This window comes from Nocardia caishijiensis NBRC 108228 (assembly GCF_001612825.1).
Taxonomy (GTDB): domain Bacteria; phylum Actinomycetota; class Actinomycetes; order Mycobacteriales; family Mycobacteriaceae; genus Nocardia; species Nocardia caishijiensis.
This window is the reverse complement of sequence record NZ_BDBE01000019.1, coordinates 26,125-46,363: the sequence shown is the minus strand read 5'-3', so window position 1 is coordinate 46,363 and position 20,239 is coordinate 26,125. Positions and strand designations below refer to the sequence as shown.

At 67.5% G+C, this 20,239-nt stretch carries 29 protein-coding genes; 12 read left to right on the top strand and 17 right to left on the bottom strand.

All coding sequences use genetic code 11. The features are described from left to right. A partial coding sequence (locus tag NC7_RS05185; RefSeq protein WP_373861225.1) for a diflavin oxidoreductase occupies positions 1-1,139 on the top strand: 1,139 nt, incomplete at its 5' end. Here NC7_RS05185 and NC7_RS05180 read toward each other — a convergent pair. Next, the gene (locus NC7_RS05180; RefSeq protein WP_067979545.1) at positions 1,140-2,183 is read right to left on the bottom strand and encodes an aldo/keto reductase; all 1,044 of its coding nucleotides are present in this window, start codon (positions 2,181-2,183) and stop codon (positions 1,140-1,142) included. An 82-nt stretch (positions 2,184-2,265) separates the two neighbouring features. Between NC7_RS05180 and NC7_RS05175 the strand changes: the two genes are divergently transcribed. Continuing rightward, the gene (locus NC7_RS05175; protein ID WP_067979543.1) at positions 2,266-2,901 is read left to right on the top strand and encodes a TetR/AcrR family transcriptional regulator; all 636 of its coding nucleotides are present in this window, start codon (positions 2,266-2,268) and stop codon (positions 2,899-2,901) included. A gap of 67 nt (positions 2,902-2,968) precedes the next feature. Here NC7_RS05175 and NC7_RS05170 read toward each other — a convergent pair whose 3' ends face one another. Then, the gene (locus tag NC7_RS05170; RefSeq protein WP_067979540.1) at positions 2,969-3,550 is read right to left on the bottom strand and encodes a TIGR03086 family metal-binding protein; all 582 of its coding nucleotides are present in this window, start codon (positions 3,548-3,550) and stop codon (positions 2,969-2,971) included. 130 nt (positions 3,551-3,680) lie between these two features. On the opposite strand from NC7_RS05170, the gene NC7_RS05165 reads away from it, so the two are divergent. Then, the gene (locus NC7_RS05165; protein WP_067979538.1) at positions 3,681-3,935 is read left to right on the top strand and encodes an Rv3202a family protein; all 255 of its coding nucleotides are present in this window, start codon (positions 3,681-3,683) and stop codon (positions 3,933-3,935) included. On the opposite strand, the gene menD is transcribed toward NC7_RS05165, so the two are convergent. The 3 genes from menD to NC7_RS05150 form a co-directional block, all read right to left on the bottom strand. Further along, a complete protein-coding gene (menD, locus tag NC7_RS05160) occupies positions 3,932-5,563 on the bottom strand; it encodes a 2-succinyl-5-enolpyruvyl-6-hydroxy-3-cyclohexene-1-carboxylic-acid synthase (RefSeq protein ID WP_067979570.1) in 1,632 nt (543 codons plus the stop codon). The genes NC7_RS05165 and menD overlap by 4 nt on opposite strands. A gap of 282 nt (positions 5,564-5,845) precedes the next feature. Beyond that, the gene (locus tag NC7_RS05155) at positions 5,846-6,121 is read right to left on the bottom strand and encodes a hypothetical protein (protein WP_067979536.1); all 276 of its coding nucleotides are present in this window, start codon (positions 6,119-6,121) and stop codon (positions 5,846-5,848) included. A 379-nt stretch (positions 6,122-6,500) separates the two neighbouring features. Continuing rightward, entirely contained in the window at positions 6,501-6,947 is a 447-nt protein-coding gene (locus NC7_RS05150; RefSeq protein ID WP_067485009.1) for a DUF6918 family protein, read from the bottom strand. A 141-nt stretch (positions 6,948-7,088) separates the two neighbouring features. On the opposite strand from NC7_RS05150, the gene NC7_RS05145 reads away from it, so the two are divergent. The 5 genes from NC7_RS05145 (at position 7,089) to NC7_RS05125 (ending at position 11,199) form a co-directional block, all read left to right on the top strand. Further along, positions 7,089-7,982, top strand: coding sequence for a 1,4-dihydroxy-2-naphthoyl-CoA synthase (locus NC7_RS05145; protein WP_067979534.1), 894 nt, complete (start codon positions 7,089-7,091; stop codon positions 7,980-7,982). Between the two features lie 13 nt (positions 7,983-7,995). Next, a complete protein-coding gene (locus NC7_RS05140; protein ID WP_067979531.1) occupies positions 7,996-8,388 on the top strand; it encodes a VOC family protein in 393 nt (130 codons plus the stop codon). A 259-nt stretch (positions 8,389-8,647) separates the two neighbouring features. Then, positions 8,648-9,772 (top strand): o-succinylbenzoate--CoA ligase, encoded by a 1,125-nt coding sequence (gene menE, locus NC7_RS05135; RefSeq protein ID WP_067979529.1) that lies wholly within the window; start codon positions 8,648-8,650, stop codon positions 9,770-9,772. Positions 9,773-9,842: 70 nt separating this feature from the next. Further along, positions 9,843-10,307: an SRPBCC family protein gene (locus NC7_RS05130; protein ID WP_067979527.1), complete on the top strand. Its 465-nt coding sequence runs from the start codon at positions 9,843-9,845 to the stop codon at positions 10,305-10,307. A 22-nt stretch (positions 10,308-10,329) separates the two neighbouring features. Continuing rightward, positions 10,330-11,199, top strand: a complete 870-nt coding sequence (locus tag NC7_RS05125; RefSeq protein WP_067979525.1) for a 1,4-dihydroxy-2-naphthoate polyprenyltransferase — start codon at positions 10,330-10,332, stop codon at positions 11,197-11,199. On the opposite strand, the gene NC7_RS05120 is transcribed toward NC7_RS05125, so the two are convergent. The 6 genes from NC7_RS05120 to NC7_RS05095 are packed head-to-tail and all read right to left on the bottom strand — an operon-like array spanning position 11,196 to position 14,493. Then, a complete protein-coding gene (locus NC7_RS05120) occupies positions 11,196-11,591 on the bottom strand; it encodes a phage holin family protein (RefSeq protein ID WP_067979523.1) in 396 nt (131 codons plus the stop codon). The two genes, NC7_RS05125 and NC7_RS05120, sit on opposite strands and share 4 nt — an antisense overlap. Before the next feature lie 53 nt (positions 11,592-11,644). Beyond that, a complete protein-coding gene (locus NC7_RS05115; RefSeq protein WP_067979521.1) occupies positions 11,645-12,226 on the bottom strand; it encodes a Clp protease N-terminal domain-containing protein in 582 nt (193 codons plus the stop codon). After that, positions 12,226-12,447, bottom strand: a complete 222-nt coding sequence (locus tag NC7_RS05110) for a hypothetical protein (RefSeq protein WP_067484990.1) — start codon at positions 12,445-12,447, stop codon at positions 12,226-12,228. Before NC7_RS05110 ends, NC7_RS05115 begins: the two co-directional genes overlap by 1 nt. A 54-nt stretch (positions 12,448-12,501) precedes the next feature. Further along, positions 12,502-13,044, bottom strand: coding sequence for a dihydrofolate reductase family protein (locus tag NC7_RS05105; protein WP_067979517.1), 543 nt, complete (start codon positions 13,042-13,044; stop codon positions 12,502-12,504). Positions 13,045-13,096: 52 nt separating this feature from the next. Continuing rightward, positions 13,097-14,182 carry an L-cysteine desulfhydrase Cds1 gene (gene cds1, locus NC7_RS05100; RefSeq protein ID WP_067979515.1) on the bottom strand — a complete coding sequence of 362 codons (1,086 nt, stop codon included), beginning with the start codon at positions 14,180-14,182 and terminating at the stop codon, positions 13,097-13,099. Then, the gene (locus NC7_RS05095) at positions 14,179-14,493 is read right to left on the bottom strand and encodes a DUF4229 domain-containing protein (protein WP_067979512.1); all 315 of its coding nucleotides are present in this window, start codon (positions 14,491-14,493) and stop codon (positions 14,179-14,181) included. The genes cds1 and NC7_RS05095 overlap by 4 nt, the downstream gene beginning before the upstream one ends. A 153-nt stretch (positions 14,494-14,646) precedes the next feature. Between NC7_RS05095 and NC7_RS05090 the strand changes: the two genes are divergently transcribed. From NC7_RS05090 to NC7_RS05075, 4 genes are all read left to right on the top strand, one after another. Beyond that, positions 14,647-14,856 carry a BldC family transcriptional regulator gene (locus NC7_RS05090; RefSeq protein WP_019049435.1) on the top strand — a complete coding sequence of 70 codons (210 nt, stop codon included), beginning with the start codon at positions 14,647-14,649 and terminating at the stop codon, positions 14,854-14,856. A 113-nt stretch (positions 14,857-14,969) separates the two neighbouring features. Further along, positions 14,970-15,161, top strand: coding sequence for a hypothetical protein (locus NC7_RS05085; RefSeq protein ID WP_067979567.1), 192 nt, complete (start codon positions 14,970-14,972; stop codon positions 15,159-15,161). A 56-nt stretch (positions 15,162-15,217) separates the two neighbouring features. After that, positions 15,218-15,868: a hypothetical protein gene (locus tag NC7_RS05080; protein ID WP_067979509.1), complete on the top strand. Its 651-nt coding sequence runs from the start codon at positions 15,218-15,220 to the stop codon at positions 15,866-15,868. A gap of 101 nt (positions 15,869-15,969) precedes the next feature. Then, positions 15,970-16,413 (top strand): SgcJ/EcaC family oxidoreductase, encoded by a 444-nt coding sequence (locus NC7_RS05075; protein ID WP_067979507.1) that lies wholly within the window; start codon positions 15,970-15,972, stop codon positions 16,411-16,413. Between the two features lie 30 nt (positions 16,414-16,443). Here the strand turns inward: NC7_RS05075 and NC7_RS05070 are convergent, their stop codons facing one another. The 6 genes from NC7_RS05070 to ccsB form a co-directional block, all read right to left on the bottom strand. Beyond that, the gene (locus NC7_RS05070) at positions 16,444-16,956 is read right to left on the bottom strand and encodes a DinB family protein (protein ID WP_067979566.1); all 513 of its coding nucleotides are present in this window, start codon (positions 16,954-16,956) and stop codon (positions 16,444-16,446) included. 56 nt (positions 16,957-17,012) lie between these two features. Then, complete coding sequence (locus NC7_RS05065; RefSeq protein ID WP_067979505.1) at positions 17,013-17,249, bottom strand: hypothetical protein; 237 nt, start codon at positions 17,247-17,249, stop codon at positions 17,013-17,015. Positions 17,250-17,443: 194 nt separating this feature from the next. Then, on the bottom strand, positions 17,444-18,232 hold the full coding sequence (locus NC7_RS05060) for an ATP-grasp domain-containing protein (RefSeq protein WP_067979502.1): 789 nt from the start codon (positions 18,230-18,232) through the stop codon (positions 17,444-17,446). 268 nt (positions 18,233-18,500) lie between these two features. After that, positions 18,501-18,878, bottom strand: a complete 378-nt coding sequence (locus NC7_RS05055; protein WP_157101849.1) for a hypothetical protein — start codon at positions 18,876-18,878, stop codon at positions 18,501-18,503. A gap of 46 nt (positions 18,879-18,924) precedes the next feature. Beyond that, positions 18,925-19,140 carry a hypothetical protein gene (locus NC7_RS28940; RefSeq protein WP_157101848.1) on the bottom strand — a complete coding sequence of 72 codons (216 nt, stop codon included), beginning with the start codon at positions 19,138-19,140 and terminating at the stop codon, positions 18,925-18,927. 142 nt (positions 19,141-19,282) lie between these two features. After that, positions 19,283-20,233 carry a c-type cytochrome biogenesis protein CcsB gene (gene ccsB, locus NC7_RS05050; protein ID WP_067979494.1) on the bottom strand — a complete coding sequence of 317 codons (951 nt, stop codon included), beginning with the start codon at positions 20,231-20,233 and terminating at the stop codon, positions 19,283-19,285. Positions 20,234-20,239 lie beyond the last annotated feature (6 nt).

Genomic DNA, 20,239 nt, shown 5'->3' with positions numbered 1-20,239 from the left:
GGCGGGCGCCCGCCGCACCTTTCACCCGCCAGTCACCCGTCCTCGCCACTCTGATGCGCAACGAGACCCTGAGCGCGCCGGGATCGTCGAAAGAGGTGCGGCGCTTCGGGTTCGATCTGCACAACCTCGACGCCGCCTACGAGGTGGGCGATTCCCTGGGCGTACTGCCGACCAATGGTGACGATCTCGTGGCGGAATGGCTCGCGGCCACCGGCCTCGACGGGCGACGCGCGGTAGCGATCGATGAGCGCGAAGTGCCGCTCGCCGAGGCACTGCGCACCCACTATGACATCACCAAGGTGAGCACCGATCTGCTCGGGTTCATCGCCGAACGCAACCCGCACCCGCAGCTGGCCAAACTGTTGCGCCGCGACAACCGCAACGAGTTGGCGAGCTACCTGTGGGACCGCCAGGCCGTCGACGTCCTGCGCGACTTCCCCGTGCGAACCGATCTCGTCGACTGGCTCGGCGCTCTCAAAAAGCTGCAACCACGCCAGTATTCGATCTCCTCGAGCCCGCTCACCACCCCCGACGAGGTCCAGCTCACCGTCGGTGTGGTGCGCTACGGCGACCCCGTGGGTGACTCGGTGCGCCGAGGCGGGGTGTGCTCGACCTTCCTCGCCGACCGGGCGAACGCCGAGGTGCCGATCTTCCTGCAGCGGGCCCCCCATTTCCGCCCGCCGCTCGACCCGACCGTGCCGATGATCATGGTCGGCCCCGGCACCGGGATCGCTCCTTTCCGTGGGTTCCTGCACGAGCGCCGGGCCGTCGGTGCGACCGGACGCAACTGGTTGTTCTTCGGCGATCAGCACGCGGCACACAACTTCTACTACCGCACCGAGCTCGAGGACATGTTCCGCTCCGGTTTCCTCACCCGGCTGGACCTGGCCTTCTCCCGCGACCAGCGCGAGCGGATCTATGTGCAGCACAGAATGATCGAGCACGGCGCCGAGTTGTGGTCGTGGCTGTGCGATGGCGCCCACTTCTACGTGTGCGGTGACGCCGCCCGCATGGCCAAGGATGTCGACGACACCCTTCTGCGCATCGCCCGGATCCACGGCAAGCTCGACGAGGCGGGCGCACTGGCCTTCAAGAAGCAACTCGTCGCCGAGAAACGCTACGTGCGCGACGTGTACTGATCAGGCCGCGCGGACCACGGGCGGGTTGAGCCGGGTGAAGTCCGGTAAGCGGTGGTACGGGTAGTAGGGGTACGGGGGTGTGGTGGCGCTTGCCGCGTCGAGGGCGGCGAGGTGTTCGGGATCGAGTTGCCAGCCGATGGCGCCGAGGTTCTGGCGCAGCTGTTCCTCGTTGCGGGCGCCGATCAGGACGGTGGCGACGGTGGGTCGGGTGAGCAGCCAGTTCAGGGCGATCTGTGGGACGCTGCGCCCGGTGTCGGCGGCGATGGTGTCGAGCACGTCGACGATGTCGTAGAGGTGTTCGTCGTCGACCGGTGGTCCGGCCTGTGCGGTGTCGTGCAGGCGGCTGCCCGCCGGAAGTGGTTGTCCGCGACGGATCTTCCCCGTGAGCCGACCCCAGCCGAGTGGGCTCCACACCACCGCGCCGACGCCCTGGTCGGCACCGAGTGGCATGAGCTCCCACTCGTAGTCGCGGCCGACCAACGAGTAGTAGACCTGGTGCGCAATGGGTTTCGGCAGCCCGTGCGCCTCGGAGGTGGCCAGTGTCTTCATCAGCTCCCAACCGGCGAAGTTGGAGACACCGACATAGCGGATTTTGCCCGCTCGCACGAGATCGCCCAGTGTCGAGAGGGTTTCGAGCAGCGGCGTGCCCGCATCGAAGGCGTGTAGTTGGAACAGGTCGAGATAGTCGGTGCCGAGGCGGTGCAGCGAAGCGTCGACCGCGCGGATGAGCCTCGCCCGGCCCGCACCGGCGTCGTCGGCGCCGGGCCCGGTGGGTAGCGCCGACTTGGTGGACAACAGCACCTTGTCGCGCCTGCCCTTGATCGCGGCGCCGAGCACTTCCTCGGACGCACCGTCGGAATAGACGTCGGCCGTGTCGAACAGGGTGACCCCGGCCTCCACGCTGACGTCGATCAACCGCCTGGCCTGGGCCGCGTCGGTATCGCCCCACGCGCTGAACAGGGGACCACGCCCACCGAAGGTGCCTGCCCCGAAGCCGAGAGCCGGAACATGCAGACCCGAAGCGCCGAGCCGCCGATACTCCATGAGAACTCCTAAAGGGTCTATAGTTTCGTTAACACCTCGGACACTACACCCGATTCGCCATAAATGAAACAGGAGTTCCGTTATGCAGCACGATATCGCTTGGCCCGGGTCCGTTCGCCCAGGTGGGCGCACCGCACGGGTCCGTGAAGCCGTCCTGCAGGTGACCGGCGATCTGCTCGCCGAACGCGGCTTGGGCGGACTCGATCTCACCGAAGTCGCCGTGACGGCGGGCGTCGGGAAGACCACCGTCTACCGGCGATGGCGCTCACCCGCCGGCCTGGTCGCGGACCTCCTGATCGACATGGCCGAGCAGTCGCTACCCCGCACCGACACCGGCGCCCTGCTCGACGACCTGACCGCGAACGCCCGCCTGGTCGCCGAGACCCTCACCGACCCACGCCAAGGCAACCTGTTCCGGGCCGTGATCGCGGCCGCCACCGTCGACGCCGACACCGCGAACGCGCTGCACGCCTTCTACGACACCCGCCTCGACGAGTGGGCGCCCTGCGTCCACGACGCGGTCGCTCGCGGCGAAGCACCCGCTGGCACGGATGCCCGCGCCGTGCTGTCAGCGGTCTCCGCACCGCTCTACTACCGCCTCCTGGCCAGCGGCGACCCGATCGATCGGGAGGCAGCCGACCGGGCCGCGCGCGCCGCGACCGTGGCGACGATGGCAGGCACCTTCGTCGACGCGGCCTACGCCGACCAACGGTCGTAGGACCGCGTCCGACCGGTGAGGTCGGGCAGGCCCCGCAGCGCTGAGCCCCGGCTTCCTCCCCGCCGCGCTAGGCCGGAGGCTTCCATCCCGCATCACGACCGGTGAGCCCCAACAGCCGGTCGAGTGCGGGCGCGTCCTCGGCGACAGCGACGACCGGCCCGAACAACCCGGGCGTCCCCTCCGGATCGGTCTCCCCAAGAAACTCGAGCAGAATCCCCAGATCACCGGGGTCGACCTCGAGTACCTGACCGGTCGACACCGCCAGATCCCACCCGTGGACGACGAGTTCGTCGAGCGCGACCACCGCCATCGCCGCAGCAGACATCACCACCCCACCGGCTTCGGTCTCACCGTCCCAGGCCTCGGGTACGCGCCATGCCTCGACGAGCGCGTCGAGCTGCGTGGGAATCCTGGTGCGCCAATCGGCGGACAGTTCGTCGTCGACCACACCGGGTGGCGTGGACCGACCGACGGACTCCTTGGTCGCGGCCTGGCGGAACGCTTCGGTGAGCTCGACGACATGGCGGATCAGATCGCGAACGTCGAGGCCGACGCACGGGGTGGGGGCGGTGAACTGGTCGTCGGTGATCCCGGCGACGACAGTGGCCAACGAACGGGCGGCGGGGGCGAAATCGAAGTGCGGCTCCATACAGAACGAGACGACCCGACGCCGCCGGAATCATCGGCGCGGGTTGCCGAGAACCGGCGAACGGCGCACCCTGGACATCGCACGCTCAGCGACACCCGTCCGAGGCAACGACGACGATCGAGGAGTACCGATGATCGACTACGACACCGCTCGCCCGCTCGACGAGGTCCCCGAGGCCGATCGCGTGGAACAGGAGCAGCTGGCCTTCCGTGACGACACCCCCGACGATCCGGCCTTCGTCGACAGTGCCGACTACACCGAGGAGATGGCGGCACGGGTCGATCTGGACGCCGACCGGGCCAACCCGGCCGATGTGATCGAGCAGAGCATCGAGGTGCCGCTCGACGACGGTGACGCGTTCGTCGACGAGGAGGACGAGCTCTAGCCCGCGATCTTCGAGCGCACGGTGGCGTGCAGCTCACGCAGGCTCGACCGTTCGGTCGCCACCTCGAGCACCCGCATGCCGTGCGCGTCGGAGGCGAGTTCCTCCGCGAGCTCGGCCGGGTCGACGCCACGATGCGGGATGCGGTAGGCGGCGCACAACGCGGCCAGGTCCATACCGTGCGGTGTGCCGAACACCCGCTCGAAGACGCCCGCGTACTGCGGGTCGCCCTGTTCGAGCAGTTCGAAGATGCCGCCGCCGTCGTCGTTGGCGACCACGATGGTCAGGTTGGTCGGGCGCGGTTCGCCGCGGCCGATGAGCAGGCCGGACGCGTCGTGCAGGAAGGTCAGGTCGCCCATGAGGGCGATCGTGCGGCCGGGGTGGGCCAACGCGGCACCAACCGCGCCGGAGACGGTGCCGTCGATGCCCGCGACGCCGCGGTTGGACAGCACCCGCACGCCCGGGCGTGGGCTCGACACCAGCGCGGCGTCGCGCACCGGGTTGGATGCGCCGAGCAGCAGCTGATCGCCCTCGCGCAGCGCGTCCATGACCACGGCGGCGACGTGCAGACCGGTGGCCTTGGGATGACTCACCAGTTCGGCGCGAACGACCGCTTCGGCCTGGCTGTTCAGGTCCGCGCAGCGGGCAAGCCAGGCCGGGTCGGGAGCTCCGGTGGTGACCGCGCGGGTGCCGGTCCCGACGACATTGCCGGAGACATCGGGCCAGCGTGGGCCGGTGGTCAGCGCGTAAACCGTGACGTCGGGATCGGCGAGCACACGCGACACCTGCCGGTGCAGGGTGGGGCGACCGGTGATGATCGCCTGCTTCGGCGACAGCAGCGACAGTGCGAGCGGATGCAGGGCCGGGCCGTGCGCGGGCGCGGTCGGTTCGGCGACCGTCGGCAATGCGGCGAGCTCGGGGCGCAGGCCCGCGCCGTGGCCGGAGATGACGACGGTGTCGGGCGTGAGGTCGATGTCGAGCGGCACGTCGAGGGTGGCGTACTGGGTTGCCGTCCAGGGCTTGTCCCCCTCCCGGCCGACGGGGATCGCGTCGTCGGACTGCTCCGGGACCAGGGGTTCGCGCAGTGGGATGTCGAACTGCACCGGTCCCGCATTGCCCGAGCGGGTGCCGCGCGCGGCGGCGAGCACCCGGCACACGGCCGAGCGCCACACACTGTTCTGCCTCGGATAGTTCGCCTCACCGGCCTCGGCTTCGGCCAGCCCGAGGCTGATGGTCGCGCGCACCTGGCTGCCGAACAGGCCGAGCTGTTCCACAGTCTGGTTGGCGCCGGTGCCGAGCATCTCGTAGGGCCGGTTCGCGCTGACGACGATCAACGGCACCCGCGCGTAGTTCGCCTCGAGCACGGCGGGGGCCAGGTTGGCGACGGCGGTGCCGGAGGTCATCACCACCGGGACAGGACGGCCCGACGACACCGCGAGCCCGACGGCGAGGAATCCCGCGGTGCGCTCATCGATGCGCATGTGCAACCGCAGCCGACCGGCCGCGTCGGCGGCCTGCAGGGCGAAGGCGAGCGGTGCGTTGCGCGATCCGGGGCACAACACCACTTCGCGAACGCCGCCGCGCACGAACTCGTCGACGACCACTCGTGCCTGCGCAGTTGACGGATTCACAATCACCAGCCTGTCAGACGGGACGGGGCGCGTCTGCCTCCGGCCCGCGTTGGTTACGTCACCGCCACAGCCCTGCGGCGCCGTCTTGGTGCCACAGACCAATTCCTCAGCGGTTCCGGATAATTAGCTACCGAGTGCCCGAAAGGTACGGCTATAGCTATGTTTATCAGTTCGAGATACATCGGTTCGCAAACAAGTCGTCAAGACAAAGAAATCCGGCGACGAGGCTGATGCCAGGTCGCCGGATTTCGTTTCGGCACAAGGGCCGACGGTGCGATCAGCTCACTCGGCGGGGGCGGTGAGGTCCTTGATGCCGGTGACGGCGTCGACGATGTTGAGGACGGCGGAGGTGAGGTCGGCGATGGCGCCGCTACCCGAGCCGAGGACGCTGGAACCGGCGGCGGGACCTTCGAGCAGGTCGGCCGAACCGGTGGACAGCTCGGCGAGCTCGGCGGAACCGCTGGCGGAACCGGTGTCTTCGGCGTTCGCCAGAGCGGCCGGACCGAAGAACATGACGGCGGCGGCACCGGTGGCGACGAGGGCCTTACGAGAGATCATGTGACCGGACTTCCTTTCGACCTGCGCAATGCAGTCATTTCATCTGTACCCAGCGGAAGATGCGATTTCCGCAGCGAGCAATTCCTCTTTCCGAACCGCTCGACAGGCACGGTAATCGATTCCGACCGGCAGTAGCCAATCGTTCGCGGCGCTCGCGCGAGCGATGGAATTCACGGCAACCCGCAATTTTCCCGCCGTTCACCGGCGCGGTTACCTCGCTCACACTTCGAGCGGCGGAATTTACCCGCGACCGGGCGTGGCCGGTATCGCCCCCTCGGCCGGACCCATCGTGGTGACAGTGGTCACAGACATGCGAAAGGCCGGTGCGGTTCGCGGACGAACCACACCGGCCCTCGGTGTGCGGTGGTGCGGGGAAAACTCAGCCCGCGTGCTTCTGCACCAGGTCGCCGACGCGCGGCAGCGCCTCGATGACGTGCTTCTTGGCCGAGCCGCGCATCGAGGAGTACACCTTCTGCAGCGCGGGACGGGTCGACGCCTCGGCGCGGGCGTCGGTCACGGCCAGCAGCGACTCGGCGACCTCGTCGGACTTGGCGCTCAGCAGATCGGCGAAGGTGCCGGTGCCCGAGGCGGTGAATTCGGCCCAGTACGGCTGGAGCTGGTCGAGCAGCTTCGGCGCCAGCGAGGCAAGCGCGTCGGGAACGATGGTGGGGCTGATCTTCTTGACCGCCGCGTAACCACCCTTCACAGCCAGGCCGGACGCACCACCTTTGTCCGAGACCTCGGCGTCGAGAACCTCGACGGCGTCAGCAAGGAAAGCCGGACGCTTGGCGTCGTCGAGCAGGGATTCAGACAGTGCTGCAACCACTTTCAGGTTCCTCCGGATCGGTTCGATGAACGAGCAGGCGCAACTATACGCACCCCCGTGCGAGACCACCGCGCGACCGCTCGACCTGCGGTGTTACCGCCTCGTAGGCTCGCCCGATCCGGTAGGGCAATAATCGGTGTCGTGACTTTCGATCCGAAGCTGTGGCGGCCCGTCCCCGGGTTCGAGGACCTGACCGACATCACCTATCACCGGCACGTCGAGCAGGGCACCGTGCGGGTGGCCTTCGACCGGCCCGAGGTGCGCAACGCCTTCCGCCCGCACACCGTCGACGAGCTGTACCGCGCGCTCGACCACGCGCGGATGTCGTCGGACGTGGGTGCGGTGCTGCTCACCGGCAACGGGCCGAGCCCCAAAGACGGTGGCTGGGCGTTCTGTTCCGGCGGTGACCAGCGCATCCGCGGCCGCAGCGGCTACCAGTACGCCGACGGCGAGACCGCCGACACCGTGGACAAGGCGCGCGCGGGCCGGTTGCACATCCTCGAGGTGCAGCGGCTGATCCGGTTCATGCCGAAGGTGGTGATCGCCCTGGTGAACGGGTGGGCCGCTGGTGGCGGGCACTCCCTGCACGTGGTGTGCGACCTGACGCTCGCCTCGCGCGAGCACGCCCGGTTCAAGCAGACCGACGCCGATGTGGGTTCGTTCGACGGTGGCTACGGCAGCGCGTACCTGGCGAAGATGGTCGGCCAGAAGTTCGCGCGCGAGATCTTCTTCCTCGGCAGGCCCTACACCGCCGAGGAGATGCACCAGATGGGCGCGGTGAACAAGGTCGTCGACCACGACGAGCTCGAGACCGTGGCGCTGGAGTGGACCGCCGACATCAACGGCAAATCGCCGCAGGCCCAGCGCATGCTGAAGTACGCGTTCAATCTGCTCGATGATGGTCTGGTCGGTCAGCAGTTGTTCGCCGGTGAGGCGACCAGGCTGGCCTACATGACCGACGAGGCGGTGGAGGGGCGCGACGCCTTCCTGGAGAAGCGCGAGCCCGACTGGACGCCCTACCCCTGGTACTTCTGAGAACGGACGGGCGATGGAAATTCTCAACAGCCGGATCATCGTGCGACCCAGCGACTATGCGAGCACCCTCGCGTTCTACCGCGACGGGCTCGGCCTGGCGATCGCCAGGGAGTACCCGGGCGGCACGGTGTTCTTCGCCGGGCAGTCGCTGGTCGAGGTCGCCGCGCACGGCGGTAGCGGGCAGGCGGGCACCTTCGACGGCGCCATCTGGCTGCAGGTGCGCGATGTGTCCGACGCGGCGGCCGAACTGGCGCTGAAGGGAATTCCCATCGACCGTGAACCCGTGCTCGAGCCGTGGGGACTGTGGGAGATGTGGGTGCGCGACCCGGACGGTGTGCCGATCGTGCTGGTCGAGGTGCCTGCCGAACATCCGATCCGGCGGGACCAGCGCTGGTCGCCGGAGTGAGCGGGCACGTCCGATTTGCCGATGCGCGCGCGCCCGAGCACGATGGCGGGGAGCAAGCGCCCGACCGCCGTCGTCCGGACCGCGCAGCGAGTTCTGTCCATCTACTGAATCGCAGACGCTATGCCTGGCTTTTTCCCGTACAGCAAACCGACCCGTTGGCCGGGTCTTGTCGCGCGCATGACACGATCGAAGTCGTGAGGTCGCACAGCTTGCTGTTTCCGGAGGTGGTGGCGTGAGCAGAACCCTTCGGACGCTGCAGATGCCCACCGGTTCCGGTGTCGGCGAAGTACTTCCCCATCTGCGGCAGGCCCTCGACGGGAGCGGTCCGGCCTGGCTGCCGATCCCGACGACCGACCGTCGCGAGGCCCGCAGACTCTCCGACGCGCTCAAGCCGGGCGACCCGATCGATGACGATGTCGCCCTCGTCGTGACGACCTCCGGCACCACCGGCATCCCCAAGGGCGCCCTGCTCGGCGCCGAGGCGCTGCGGGCCAGCGGAAACGCCACCCACGCCCGACTCGGCGGTCCCGGCAGCTGGCTGCTGGCCCTGCCGACGCACCACATCGCGGGCATCCAGGTGCTGTTGCGCAGCATCCTCGCGGGTACCGAGCCGACCGTGCTCGACGTGTCGGGCGGATTCCTGCCCGAGGCACTGGCCGGGGCGGTCGGCGCGATGCGCGGACCGCGTCGCTACACCGCGCTGGTCCCGACCCAGCTCATCAAGTCGTTGGACTCACCGATCGCGGCCAAGGCGCTCGCCGAGCTCGACGCCGTGCTGGTCGGCGGGGCGGCGACGCCCGCGCCGGTGTACGAGCGGGCCCGCGACGCCGGGATCAATGTCGTTCGCACCTACGGCATGAGCGAGACCTGTGGTGGTTGCGTCTACGACGGCGTTCCACTCGACGGCACCCGGGTGCGCATCGAGGACGGCCGGGTGGTGCTCGGCGGCGCGATGATCGCGCGCGGGTACCGCAACCTGCCCGACCATCCCGCCTTCGCCGAACCAGGCTGGTTCCGCACCGAGGACGCGGGTTCGTTCGACGACGGCAAGCTCTCGATCAGCGGTCGTCTCGACGAGGCGATCATGACCGGTGGTCTGCTGGTTATTCCGCAGGTGGTCGAGGCCGTGCTGGCCAATCACCCGGGCATCCGGGAGTGCATCGTGCTCGGGTTGCCCGACGAACGGCTGGGTCAGCGGGTGGCCGTGGCGATCGTGCCGAATTCCGACGCCGCCCCCACGCTGGAGGAGATCCGGGCGCACGTCGTCGCCGAGCTCGATTCCATCGCGGCACCGAGGGAACTGGTGGTGCTGGCGGAGATTCCGCTGCGTGGGCCGGGCAAGCCGGACCGCGCGGCCGTGCGAGCACACCTGCTGGCCGGGTAGGCGCCCCGACCTCGATGACACCGGGCCGTCCGGCGCGAAATTGTCGGTACCGGGTTCTAGGCTCACTCCCATGGGCGACTTCGAGGTGAGCAGGCGCGCGACCATCGCCGCCGAACCGGCACGCATCCGTGGTTTCATCGACGACTTCCGGAAGTGGCGGCTGTGGTCGCCGTGGGAGGACTCCGACCCGCAGCTGGCCCGCACCTACAGCGGTCCCGAATCCGGCGTCGGCGCGCGCTACGCCTGGCGCGGCAACCGCAAGGCGGGTGCCGGGGTGATGGAGATCGAGGCCGACGCCGAACGCGAGGTCGGCGTGCGGCTCGAATTCGAGAAACCGTTCAAGGCAACCAATACCGTCACCTTCACCCTCGAACCGGTGCCCGGCGGCACCGAGGTGACCTGGCGGATGACCGGCACCCACTCGGGCCTGATGGGTGTGCTCGGCAAGGTGTTCCCCATCGACAACATGATCGGCAAGGACTTCGACAAGGGCCTGGCCAGATTGAAGACGGTCGCCGAATCAGCCGGGTCCTGAACACGCGACTAGGCTTCGATTCATGGCTACAGCTGCGGAATGGATCGAAGGCGCCCGGCCGCGGACGCTGCCCAACGCGATCGCCCCGGTCCTGGCGGGCACCGGCGCCGCCGCCTCGATCGACGGTGCCGTCTGGTGGAAAGCACTCCTGGCCCTGCTCGTTTCGCTCGCCCTGATCGTCGGGGTGAACTACGCCAACGACTACTCCGACGGCATCCGGGGCACCGACGACGAGCGGGTCGGGCCGTTGCGGCTGGTCGGGTCGAAACTGGCCTCCCCCAGTGCTGTTCGCACCGCGGCTGTCGTGAGTCTCGCGGTCGGCGCGGTGGCCGGGCTCGTCCTGGCCGCGACGACCGCCTGGTGGCTGGTGCTCCTCGGCGCGCTGTGCCTGGCCGGTGCGTGGTTCTACACCGGTGGCAGCAAGCCCTACGGCTACAGCGGTTTCGGTGAGATCGCGGTGTTCGTGTTCTTCGGGCTGATCGCCGTCCTCGGCACTCAGTTCGTGCAGGCGGAGCGGGTCGACTGGGTCGGGCTGCTGCTCGCGATCGGTGTCGGCGCGTTCTCCAGTGCCGTGCTGGTCGCCAACAATCTGCGCGACATTCCCACCGACACCGAATCCGGAAAGGTCACCCTCGCTGTGAAACTCGGTGACGCGCGCACCCGCACGCTGCATCTGGTGTTGCTGGCCGTGCCGTTCGTCGTCAGTCTCGCGCTGATCGCGCGCACACCCCTGGCGTTGGCCGGACTGCTCGCGATTCCGCTGGCAGTACGGGCCAACGCCCCGGTGCGTGCGGGCAAGGGCGGGCTGGAACTGATTCCCGCCCTGCGCGATTCCGGTCTGGCGCTGCTGGCGTGGTCGGCACTCAGCGCGCTGGCCGTCGGGTTCGGTTAGTCGCCGTCCGGCACGATGATGCCGAGCACCCAGTTGACCAGCGTGATGATGACACCGCCGAGCACCGCCGCCCAGAAACCGTCGACCCGCAGGCCGTAGTCGGTGAGCTCGGTGATCTTGGCGGTGAGCCACAGCATCGCCGCGTTCACCACCAGCAGGAACAAGCCGAGCGTGAGGATCACGAACGGCAGGGACAGAAGTTTCACGACCGGCTTGATGACGGCGTTCACGGCGGTGAACACGACCGCGACGATGAGGATGACCAGGGCCTTGCCCCAGTTGCCCCATTCGTCGGACCATTCCGGCGGCACGGAAATTGTGATCTTGTCGATCCACGCCGCCGCGGCCCAGATGGCTATGGCGTTGATGACCAACCGTATGGCTAGCTGCATAGACCCATGCTAGGCCCGAAATCGGACATCGCGGTGGGTCCGGCGCGGCAAGTTCACGCGGCGCGGTCGAGCATCCGGTTGATGTCGTCGCGCAATGTCGTGATGCCGTCGCTGCCGCCGAATAGATCGGCCTGTGCGGGGTCGGCGCCGCGCAGGATGCCGAGCAGCAGGTGGGCGTTGCCGATCTCGCGATCCTTACGCCGCAGTGCCTCGCGCAGCGCCAGCTCGAGCGACTTCTTGGCGGGCGGCGAGAACGGGATGTGCCCCCAGTTCGCGCCCTTCACCCGCCCGAAGATTCCCCGCTTCACCTCCGGTTCGGCCTGCTCCCACGCCTGCGGACCGAAGTTCTCGGCGACGCTGGCCCGCACGGCGTCGAGGTCGATGCCGATGGAGCGCAGTGCCTCGGCGTCGGTGTCGCCGAGCGGGGTCTCGTGCGCGCGGGCGGTGAGTGTCGAGCGCACGCCCTCGGCGGTGATGCCGTCGGCGTCGAGGACCGCACGTAACGGCGGCTCGGCGTTGGTCAGCACGCCGAGCAGGACGTGTTCGGGTCCGATCCGTTTCGCGCCGAGTTCCTTGGCTTCCTCCTGTGCCACGACGACGGCCACCTTGGCGCCTTTGGTGAATTTCTCGAACATCAGCGGGTGCCACCCTTCCGGTTGTGTTTCTGATGCACCGCTTGCTTGCTCACCTCGAGCGCGTCGGCAATCGCCTGCCACGACCAGCCGTTGGCACGGGCGTTGGCCACCTGGATGGTTTCGAGCCGGTCGGCCAGTCTGCGCAGGGCGAGCACCGCGCGCAGACCGACCGAGGGATCGGGATTGCCCGCCGCCGCGGCGAGCGTGGTTGCATCGGTCATGCTGTCAATTTTGATTGACGTTTCGAATATTGTCAACAAAAATTGACGACAAGGTCAGCTCAATCGGTAGACGAGCTTGGCGAACTGCCCCAAGCACTCCACTTCGACGAGCCGCATCCGGTCGGCCAGAATGCGGCGCGGGAGCAGGGGCGCGCCGCCACCGAGGGTCACCGGTGCGACGCCGACGATCACCTCATCGAGCAACCCGGCATCGGCGAACTGTCCGGCGAGGTCGCCACCACCCATGACCCAGATGTCGCGACCCGCGGCCGCCTCGGTCATCTGCTCGTGGACCGGACCCACCTCACCCGCGACGAAACGCAGGTTCGCACCCGGCAGCCGGGGCAACTCCCGGTGGGTGAATACCCAGGTCGGCAGGTCGCCGTAGTTGTCGTGCCAGGTCTCGGGCGGGTTGTTGGCCACCATCCACTCGTAGGTCGTCGACCCGAGACACAGGGCGCCGATGCCCCGCAGGAAGACCCCGACATCATCGGTGGCCGGATCGGCGTCGACCACCGCCATCAGCCAATCCAGCGAGTTGTCGGGGTCGGCGATGTAACCGTCGAGACTGGAAGCGGTGTAGTAGCTGGTCGTCATGGATACCGAGCTTGACAGCGAAACCTGACATCCTCGGTCAGGGTTTTCGATATCAGCCGGTCCAGCGACCCGTCGCGTCGAACTCGGCGAGAACAGCGCTCGGGCCGCTCAGGTCGAGGTGCTGGGCCGCCACCCAGGCATCGTCGAAGTAGGTGCCCGCGTAGCGATCGCCGCCGTCGCAGAGCAGGGTGACCACGCTGCCGCTGCGACCGACCGCAAGCAGTTCCGCGACCAGGTGGAACGCGCCCCACAGATTCGTCCCCGTCGAGCCACCGACCCGGCGACCCAGTGCGGCGCTCGCGTGTCGGGCGGCCGCGATCGAGGCGGCGTCGGGCACCACGATCATGCGGTCCACCACCTGGCCGATGAACGACGGCTCAACCCGTGGACGGCCGATTCCCTCGATGCGCGAGGGCATTCCGGTCTCGTATCCGGCGTCACCGGTCTCGTATCCGCCGTAGAACGCGGAGTTCTCCGGGTCGACGACGGCCAGGCGCGTGGGATGCCTGCGGTAGCGGATGTAGCGTCCGATGGTCGCGCTCGTACCGCCGGTACCCGCGCCGACCACGATCCACTCCGGCACCGGATGCTGTTCCAGCGCCAACTGCTGGAAGATGGATTCGGCGATGTTGTTGTTGCCGCGCCAGTCCGTCGCCCGTTCGGCGTGAGTGAACTGATCCATGAAGTGTCCGCCGGATTCGGTGGCCAGACGTTTGGCCTCGGAGTACATCTCCGGCGGCCGCTCGACGAAATGGCAACGGCCACCCTGGGCTTCGATCAACGCGATCTTCTGCGGCGAGGTGCTCGCGGGCATCACCGCCACGAAATCGAGCCCGAGCAGTTTGGCGAAATACGCCTCGCTCACCGCCGTCGACCCCGACGACGCCTCGACCACCGTCGTGCCCTCGGTGACCCAACCGTTGCAGATCGCGTACAGGAACAGCGATCTGGCGAGGCGGTGCTTGAGACTGCCCGTGATGTGGGTGGATTCGTCCTTGAGGTACAGCTGCACCGGCCAGTCGGCGGCCAGCGGGTACCGCAACAGGTGGGTGTCGGCGGAACGCTGGGCGTCGGCGTCGATCAGCCGCACGGCGTTGTCGACCCAGTCACGCGGCGCGCTGCGGTCGAGGTACTTCACGCCTCGTCGTCACCCCGCAGGCGTGCCCGCAGCTGCGCCTTGTCCTGGCGGCGGCGCTCATCGACCACGGCGATGTCCTCGTTCACCTTCGTGCGCAGCTTCTTGAACAGCGTCAGCGACAGCGGCATGGCGACGATCAGGGCGAACAGGGCCGCTACGATGATCGGCACCTCGACCCCGATGAGCTTGGCGACGCCGACGATCAACGCGGCGATCACCACGACGAGCCCGAGTCGGGCCAGCGTGTAGAGGGCAAGGTTGCGGGCCAGCCGCTTCCCCGCGGAACCTTGCTGACCAGTTGCTTCACTCACCTTGACAGGGTAACCCCGGCGCGCGCGGCCCCGTTCGCGGCATTTGTCTATTACTTCCCCTTTACCAACAGTAGGTGGTTCGACTACGTGGGGGTCGCAGTGCGACGATGGCGCCATCTGATGAGGGAACTGTCGAGAACGGAGAGGTTAGCTATGACTGCGATCACCGTCGGCGGCCAGGACACTCTGCTGACACCAGGCCAAGTGGCCGCCATGTTCCACGTAGACCCGAAGACCGTCACTCGGTGGGCTCATGCGGGCAGGCTCGGTTCGCTGCGCACGCCGGGTGGACACCGCCGATTCCGTGAGTCCGAGGTTCTGCAGCTGCTCAAATCGCTCACCACCGAGGCAGCCCCCCGCTGATCCTCACCGGCAGCGCGAGCCCGTCCGGCTCGCGTTTGCCGGGAATTTCCCTTCCGTTGCCGATGTGCACACGGTGCGGACACGGCTACCCTCGATAGCAGGAGGTGAGCGACGTGACGTACCTGTTGGCACTCATCGCGATCGTGGCCATCGCGGTGCTGTGCTGGAAGGCGTTCGGCCCCGAACGCCAGCGCCCGAATCCCGGCCCCGCCACACGCAGGCCGATCCTCGGTCCCGACGACGACCCGGAATTCCTGTGGCGACTCGGCAAGCAACATCGCGACGATTCCGGTCCCGAGGCGTGAGCTGACCCACATACCCCCCATTGCGCACGAAACAGCTGGGTAGATAACGTATTCCGGTGATCGATGTGCAGCAGGCTTCCATCCCGACCACCTGGCGCGCGGCCGACGGCAGCGCCGTGACGTTCACCGAGGCACGGTCGGCGTGGACTCGCGCGGCACACGACGTGCTCGCCGCCACCGCGTCGCGCTTCAACAACTTCATCGTCAACACCGAGCTGGCCGAATTGGTGCAGGAAGAGTCCGGTATCCGCACCCAGGTGAAGTGGCAGCACTGGTTGCCGGTCGTGCTCGACCGGGTCGCCGAGTTCTGTCACAACAACAACGAGCCGCCGCTGAGCGCGCTGTGTGTGCGCCGCAACCAGACCGTCGGCACCGGCTACCGCTACATCCTCGAACTCGCGGGTCTGCCCATTCCCGACGACCTCGAGATGCACGCCGCCGCCGCCCGCTGGCAGTGCTACCAGCACTACGCCACCGACCTCCCCGCCGACGGTGGCCTGCCGACCCTCCCCCCGAAGGTCGCCGCCATCCGCCAGCGCACCTCCCAGGATCTGGCGACCACCGAGGCGGCGGAAGCCGCCGAAGCCAAGCGCACCGCCACCTCCCGCCCCAGCGTCACGACCCCCAAGCCCGAACCGGTCCGCAAACCGGTCTGCCTGAACTGCCACGTGGAACTCCCGGCCAACAAGATCTGCTACTACTGCTGATCGCTGCCGCCCGCTGCCCGGATGCTCACGCGAGCACCCGGGCACAGTCGTCTTCGGCACCCTTGACCTCAACCTGAGTTGAGCGATTAGCGTCCGGACGTATGAGCACGACGCAACCACCGGTGGTCGAGGACGACACCGTGGATCACACCGCCGACATCGCCGCGATCCGCCGGATCGTCGCCGATACCCAGACCGCGTTCAACACCAATGACGCCGAGTTGATGACCGCGCCCTTCACCGCGAACGCGGTCGTCGGCAACGCGGCAGGCGTGGTACTGCGTGGGCGCGACACCCTCGCTGATGCCAACCGCCGCGGCTTAGCCGGGTTTCTCGCGAACGAGTACGTCCGCTACGACGTCACCGACATCACCTTCCTTCGGCCCGATGTCGCCATCGCCCACAAGGAGGCCCGGGCCACGACCGCCGACGGAACCCTGATCGACACAGACCCCGCGATGATCGCCCTGTACGTGCTGGTCAAGGAAAACGACCGTTGGTGGGTTTCGGCACGGCAGAACACCCTCGTTCCGGTTCCCGACTGAGCTACTCGCCTCCCTTCACAGTCATCGAGCTCAGACGCCGGTGGTGCCGTCGATTCGTTCGCGGATCAGGTCGGCGTGGCCGCAGTGGCGGGCGTACTCGGCGATCATGTGGGTGTAGATCCAGCGCAGGCTCACTTCGCCGCCCATGAAGGGGCTCGTGTCGCCCAATCGGCGTTCGGCGCAGTTGCGGCGGGCGTGGGTGATCTCGGCGTTCCAGGTGGTGAGGGCGGCGTCGAGGGTGGCGTGCTCGGATACCTCGAATCCACCGTCGTGCCCGGCGGTTTCGGCGCCTCGATCATGGATCGGCGGGACGGATTCCCCGGCGAGGACCCGACGGAACCAGTTGCGTTCCACCTCGGCCAGGTGCTGCACCAAGCCGAGCAGGGTCATCGGCGAGGGAGCAGCGGCGGCGATACGCACGCGAGCGTCGTCGAGCCCCGCGCACTTGAGCGCGAGCGTCGCCCGATAGAAGTCGAGCCACCCTTCCAAAGTGGCTCGCTCATCGGCATTCATGGGCGGCGTCGGCCGCTCGATCGTCGTCACGGACGACATGGTGCCAGCCCGGACCGACAACATCTCGTCCCGAGACGCGGGAGTGCTCAGACGCAGGTCGGCATGCCCATGGACAGGCTTGTTCCTGTGGACAGGCACCGCAGCAGCAGGCCCGGGAGGGCGGCCGAACCCGAATCCGGGTCAGCGGAAGCTGTCAAGGGGCCTGCCGAGCCCGAATCGGTGGCGACCGGACCGGGCGTTGCGACGGTCTCGGCCGTCGCAGCACCCGCCAGACCCAAACCCAACGACATCACGACAGCCGCGACCACACTCAGACGACGCATTTGTTCAACCTTTCGAACCACGGACGGATACCGCAGACGGTAATGCTGATCAGCGGAAGTGAAACGCCCATACTTCCGTGGGCCCGCGTCAATACCGACGCCCTGGCCGTAACCTCGGCTTCATCGCGGTGATGAAATCCGCGACGTTCGAACCGTGGATGTAGGCGTGTGGACTCGTACTCAGGCTTTATCGCTCACTCGAGGTGAGCGGTAGGTCTGGCCCAGAGAGCATCGCCGCCGGTCAGTTCGGCGCTTGGGATACAACCTCTTTCGAGAACGTCGAGGACGCTGTGTGGGTCACAACCGTATATCCCGGCGCCGAATGCGCAGTTGGCTTCCACGATTGCCCAACCGCGTCCCTCGATCAGGCCCACATCGATGACGATCGACGGCGGGACAGATGCCTCGGCGACCAACTCCTCGATACACGCATGGACGGCGGCGATTTCCGATGGTGTGGTCGGCCAGTCACCATCGTCGGTGCGGGCGGGCTCGCCGTCGCGCAGATAGGGCGACATTGTCAGTATCACGCCGTCTTCGACGAAGCAGCGGAATTCCGAGCGCCATTCGACCGGTTCAGCCATGAACACCGACGTGTCGTCGGGGCACGCCTCCGGTGATGGCAGGCCGATACCCTCGCGGTAGACCGCACCCGCGAATCCTTTGCGACCATCGGCCGGTTTGACGAACACCGGATCGGGATGGCGTCGAGCCTCACCCAGTGTGGAAATCCGAATATGACGCCGCAGAAGTGATTTCGGCAGGTTCGGAAGCCAGTCGTCCGGGGCGTCGAGCAAGGTGATACCGAGTTGTGCCGCGATCACCTCGGCAAACATCGTTTCGCCGTAGATGGCTGTCGCGATCGCGTTGTCGGGAACACGCCAACTCGTCAACCGAGTGACATTCCACCCGGCGCGAATAGCAGCCGTGCGCATGACGCGGGAATCCTCGGAGTAGCGAGGTGACAGGATCAGGGTCGGCATTGCTACAGGTCATCCATTCCGGGTGTGGGCAGACCGGGGATGGGCAGGGTTTCGAGTGGGCGGGGTTCACGCCGACCACGGCCGACCATTTTGCCCGTGGCCGAAGTCGCTCGCGACCTGATCGGTACGAGAAAGATAATGGCGACGGTGGCTGCTCCGGCACCCAGAATCGTCCAGATGACAGCCTGATCCCAACTCCAACGCAGCAACGCCACAACCCCTTTCGAGCCAACGGGAGGCTAGCACTCACCGCGTCGACCACGGGTCGTCACGAGCGGCATCCAGGAGCGCCACACCTTCGCTGACCCGTCCTCGCGCGAATCATCAACCTTGCCATTACCTCGAGGTTCTCTCCCTGGCGAAAACCGGGTTCCACGATGGTGATCGCTTCCTCGGTCCGCCCGATCGAGACGAGAAGGTCGGACAGATATGTGGCCGCTACAGCACAATGGCCCAGCGCCGCGTTATGGCGCCCGCCCCGTTGCTCCATCGTCGCCAGACCGTGCGCGCAGAACCGATCGCCCCGCTCGGCCCGCCGTCGAACCTCGTCGATATACCCGAACTCGAGCAGCAGCGAAACGTCCCACTCATGCAACCAACCGTCACAGGTACGACGACGCCGATCCAATTCGACCGCATGCTCCACGGTCGAAAACCCTAGCGGCTGCGCCCGATCGGATAGTCAACGCATTTCAGGGTGCTGTCGGGTCGGCACTCAACGTGGACGAACCGAGGCTCAGCAGTTGCAGGATGTTCTGGATGAAGTCGCACCCGCCCGGTGCGCCGATCGGGAATTCGACACACCCCGCAACAGGGGCAGCAGGCTGCGCAGTGGCCGCCTGTGCGGAGCCGAGCGGAGCAAGCGCCAGCGCACCAGCCAAAGCGGCTACAGCAAATGAGCGTTTCATCGGGACCCCTTACTGCCTCGAATCACGGGCCGCCGAAGCCCGAGTCGAGAGCCAGGCTATTGAGACAGCGGCCCGACGAACAGACCCGATTTCCGTGGTCCGCAGCTCGAACTGCGTCTCCCCAGACGCCGCACAGAGCCCCTCAGTTGAGACCCGCGTAGCTGTGCAGACCCGAGATCACCATGTTGATGATGAACAGGTTGAACAGCATGGCCACGAAACCGGCGATGTTGATCCAGGCCGCCTTGGTGTCGCGCCAGCCCGAGGTGGCGCGGGCGTGGAGGTAGGCGGCGTAGAGGACCCAGGCGATGAAGGAGCAGGTTTCCTTCGGGTCCCAGCCCCAGAAGCGGCCCCAGGCGGCTTCGGCCCAGATGGCGCCGAGGATGACGCCCGCGCCGAAGAGCGGGAAGCCGATGATGGTGGTTTTGTAGGCGAGTTGGTCGAGGGTGCGGGCGTCGGGGAGGCGGCGGGCGATGGTGCCGAAGATGTTCGAGGACTCTTCGCCTGCCGGTTGGCGCATGCGGTACAGGTACAGGAGGCTGGCGACGCCCGACACCAGGAAGACGCCGCTGCCGACGCTGACGATGGTGACGTGGATGGGCAGCCAGAACGAGCGAAGGGCGGGGACCACCGGGGCGGCGTCGGCGTAGAGGACGGTGCCCGCGAGGAACATCAGGATCAGCACGGGGACGAGCAGGAACGCCCACATCGCGCGGAAGCGCTGGTCACGCAGGAAGATCAGGCCGATCACCACGGCGGCGGCGGTGGCCATGGTGGTGAACTCGTACATGTTGCCGAGCGGGAAGCGGTGGGTGGCGAAACCGCGCAGCACGATCGAGGCGATGTGCAGCACGGCGCCCACCGACAGCACGGAGAAGGCCATGTCGCCGAAGCGTTCGGCGCGGGTCTTCCCGTCCGTCGCGATCCGGCCGGGCAGCGACGGGTCGACGGGGCCGTGTTCGCGGGCCGCGACCTGCTTGGCGCGTGCCGAGGCGTACTGCACGATCAGCAGGACCGTCGCCAGGGTGTACACGGCGATCGCCGACATGAACGAGTAGTCGCTGTAGCGTGCCAGCGTGTCGTCGATCGGCATCAGAAA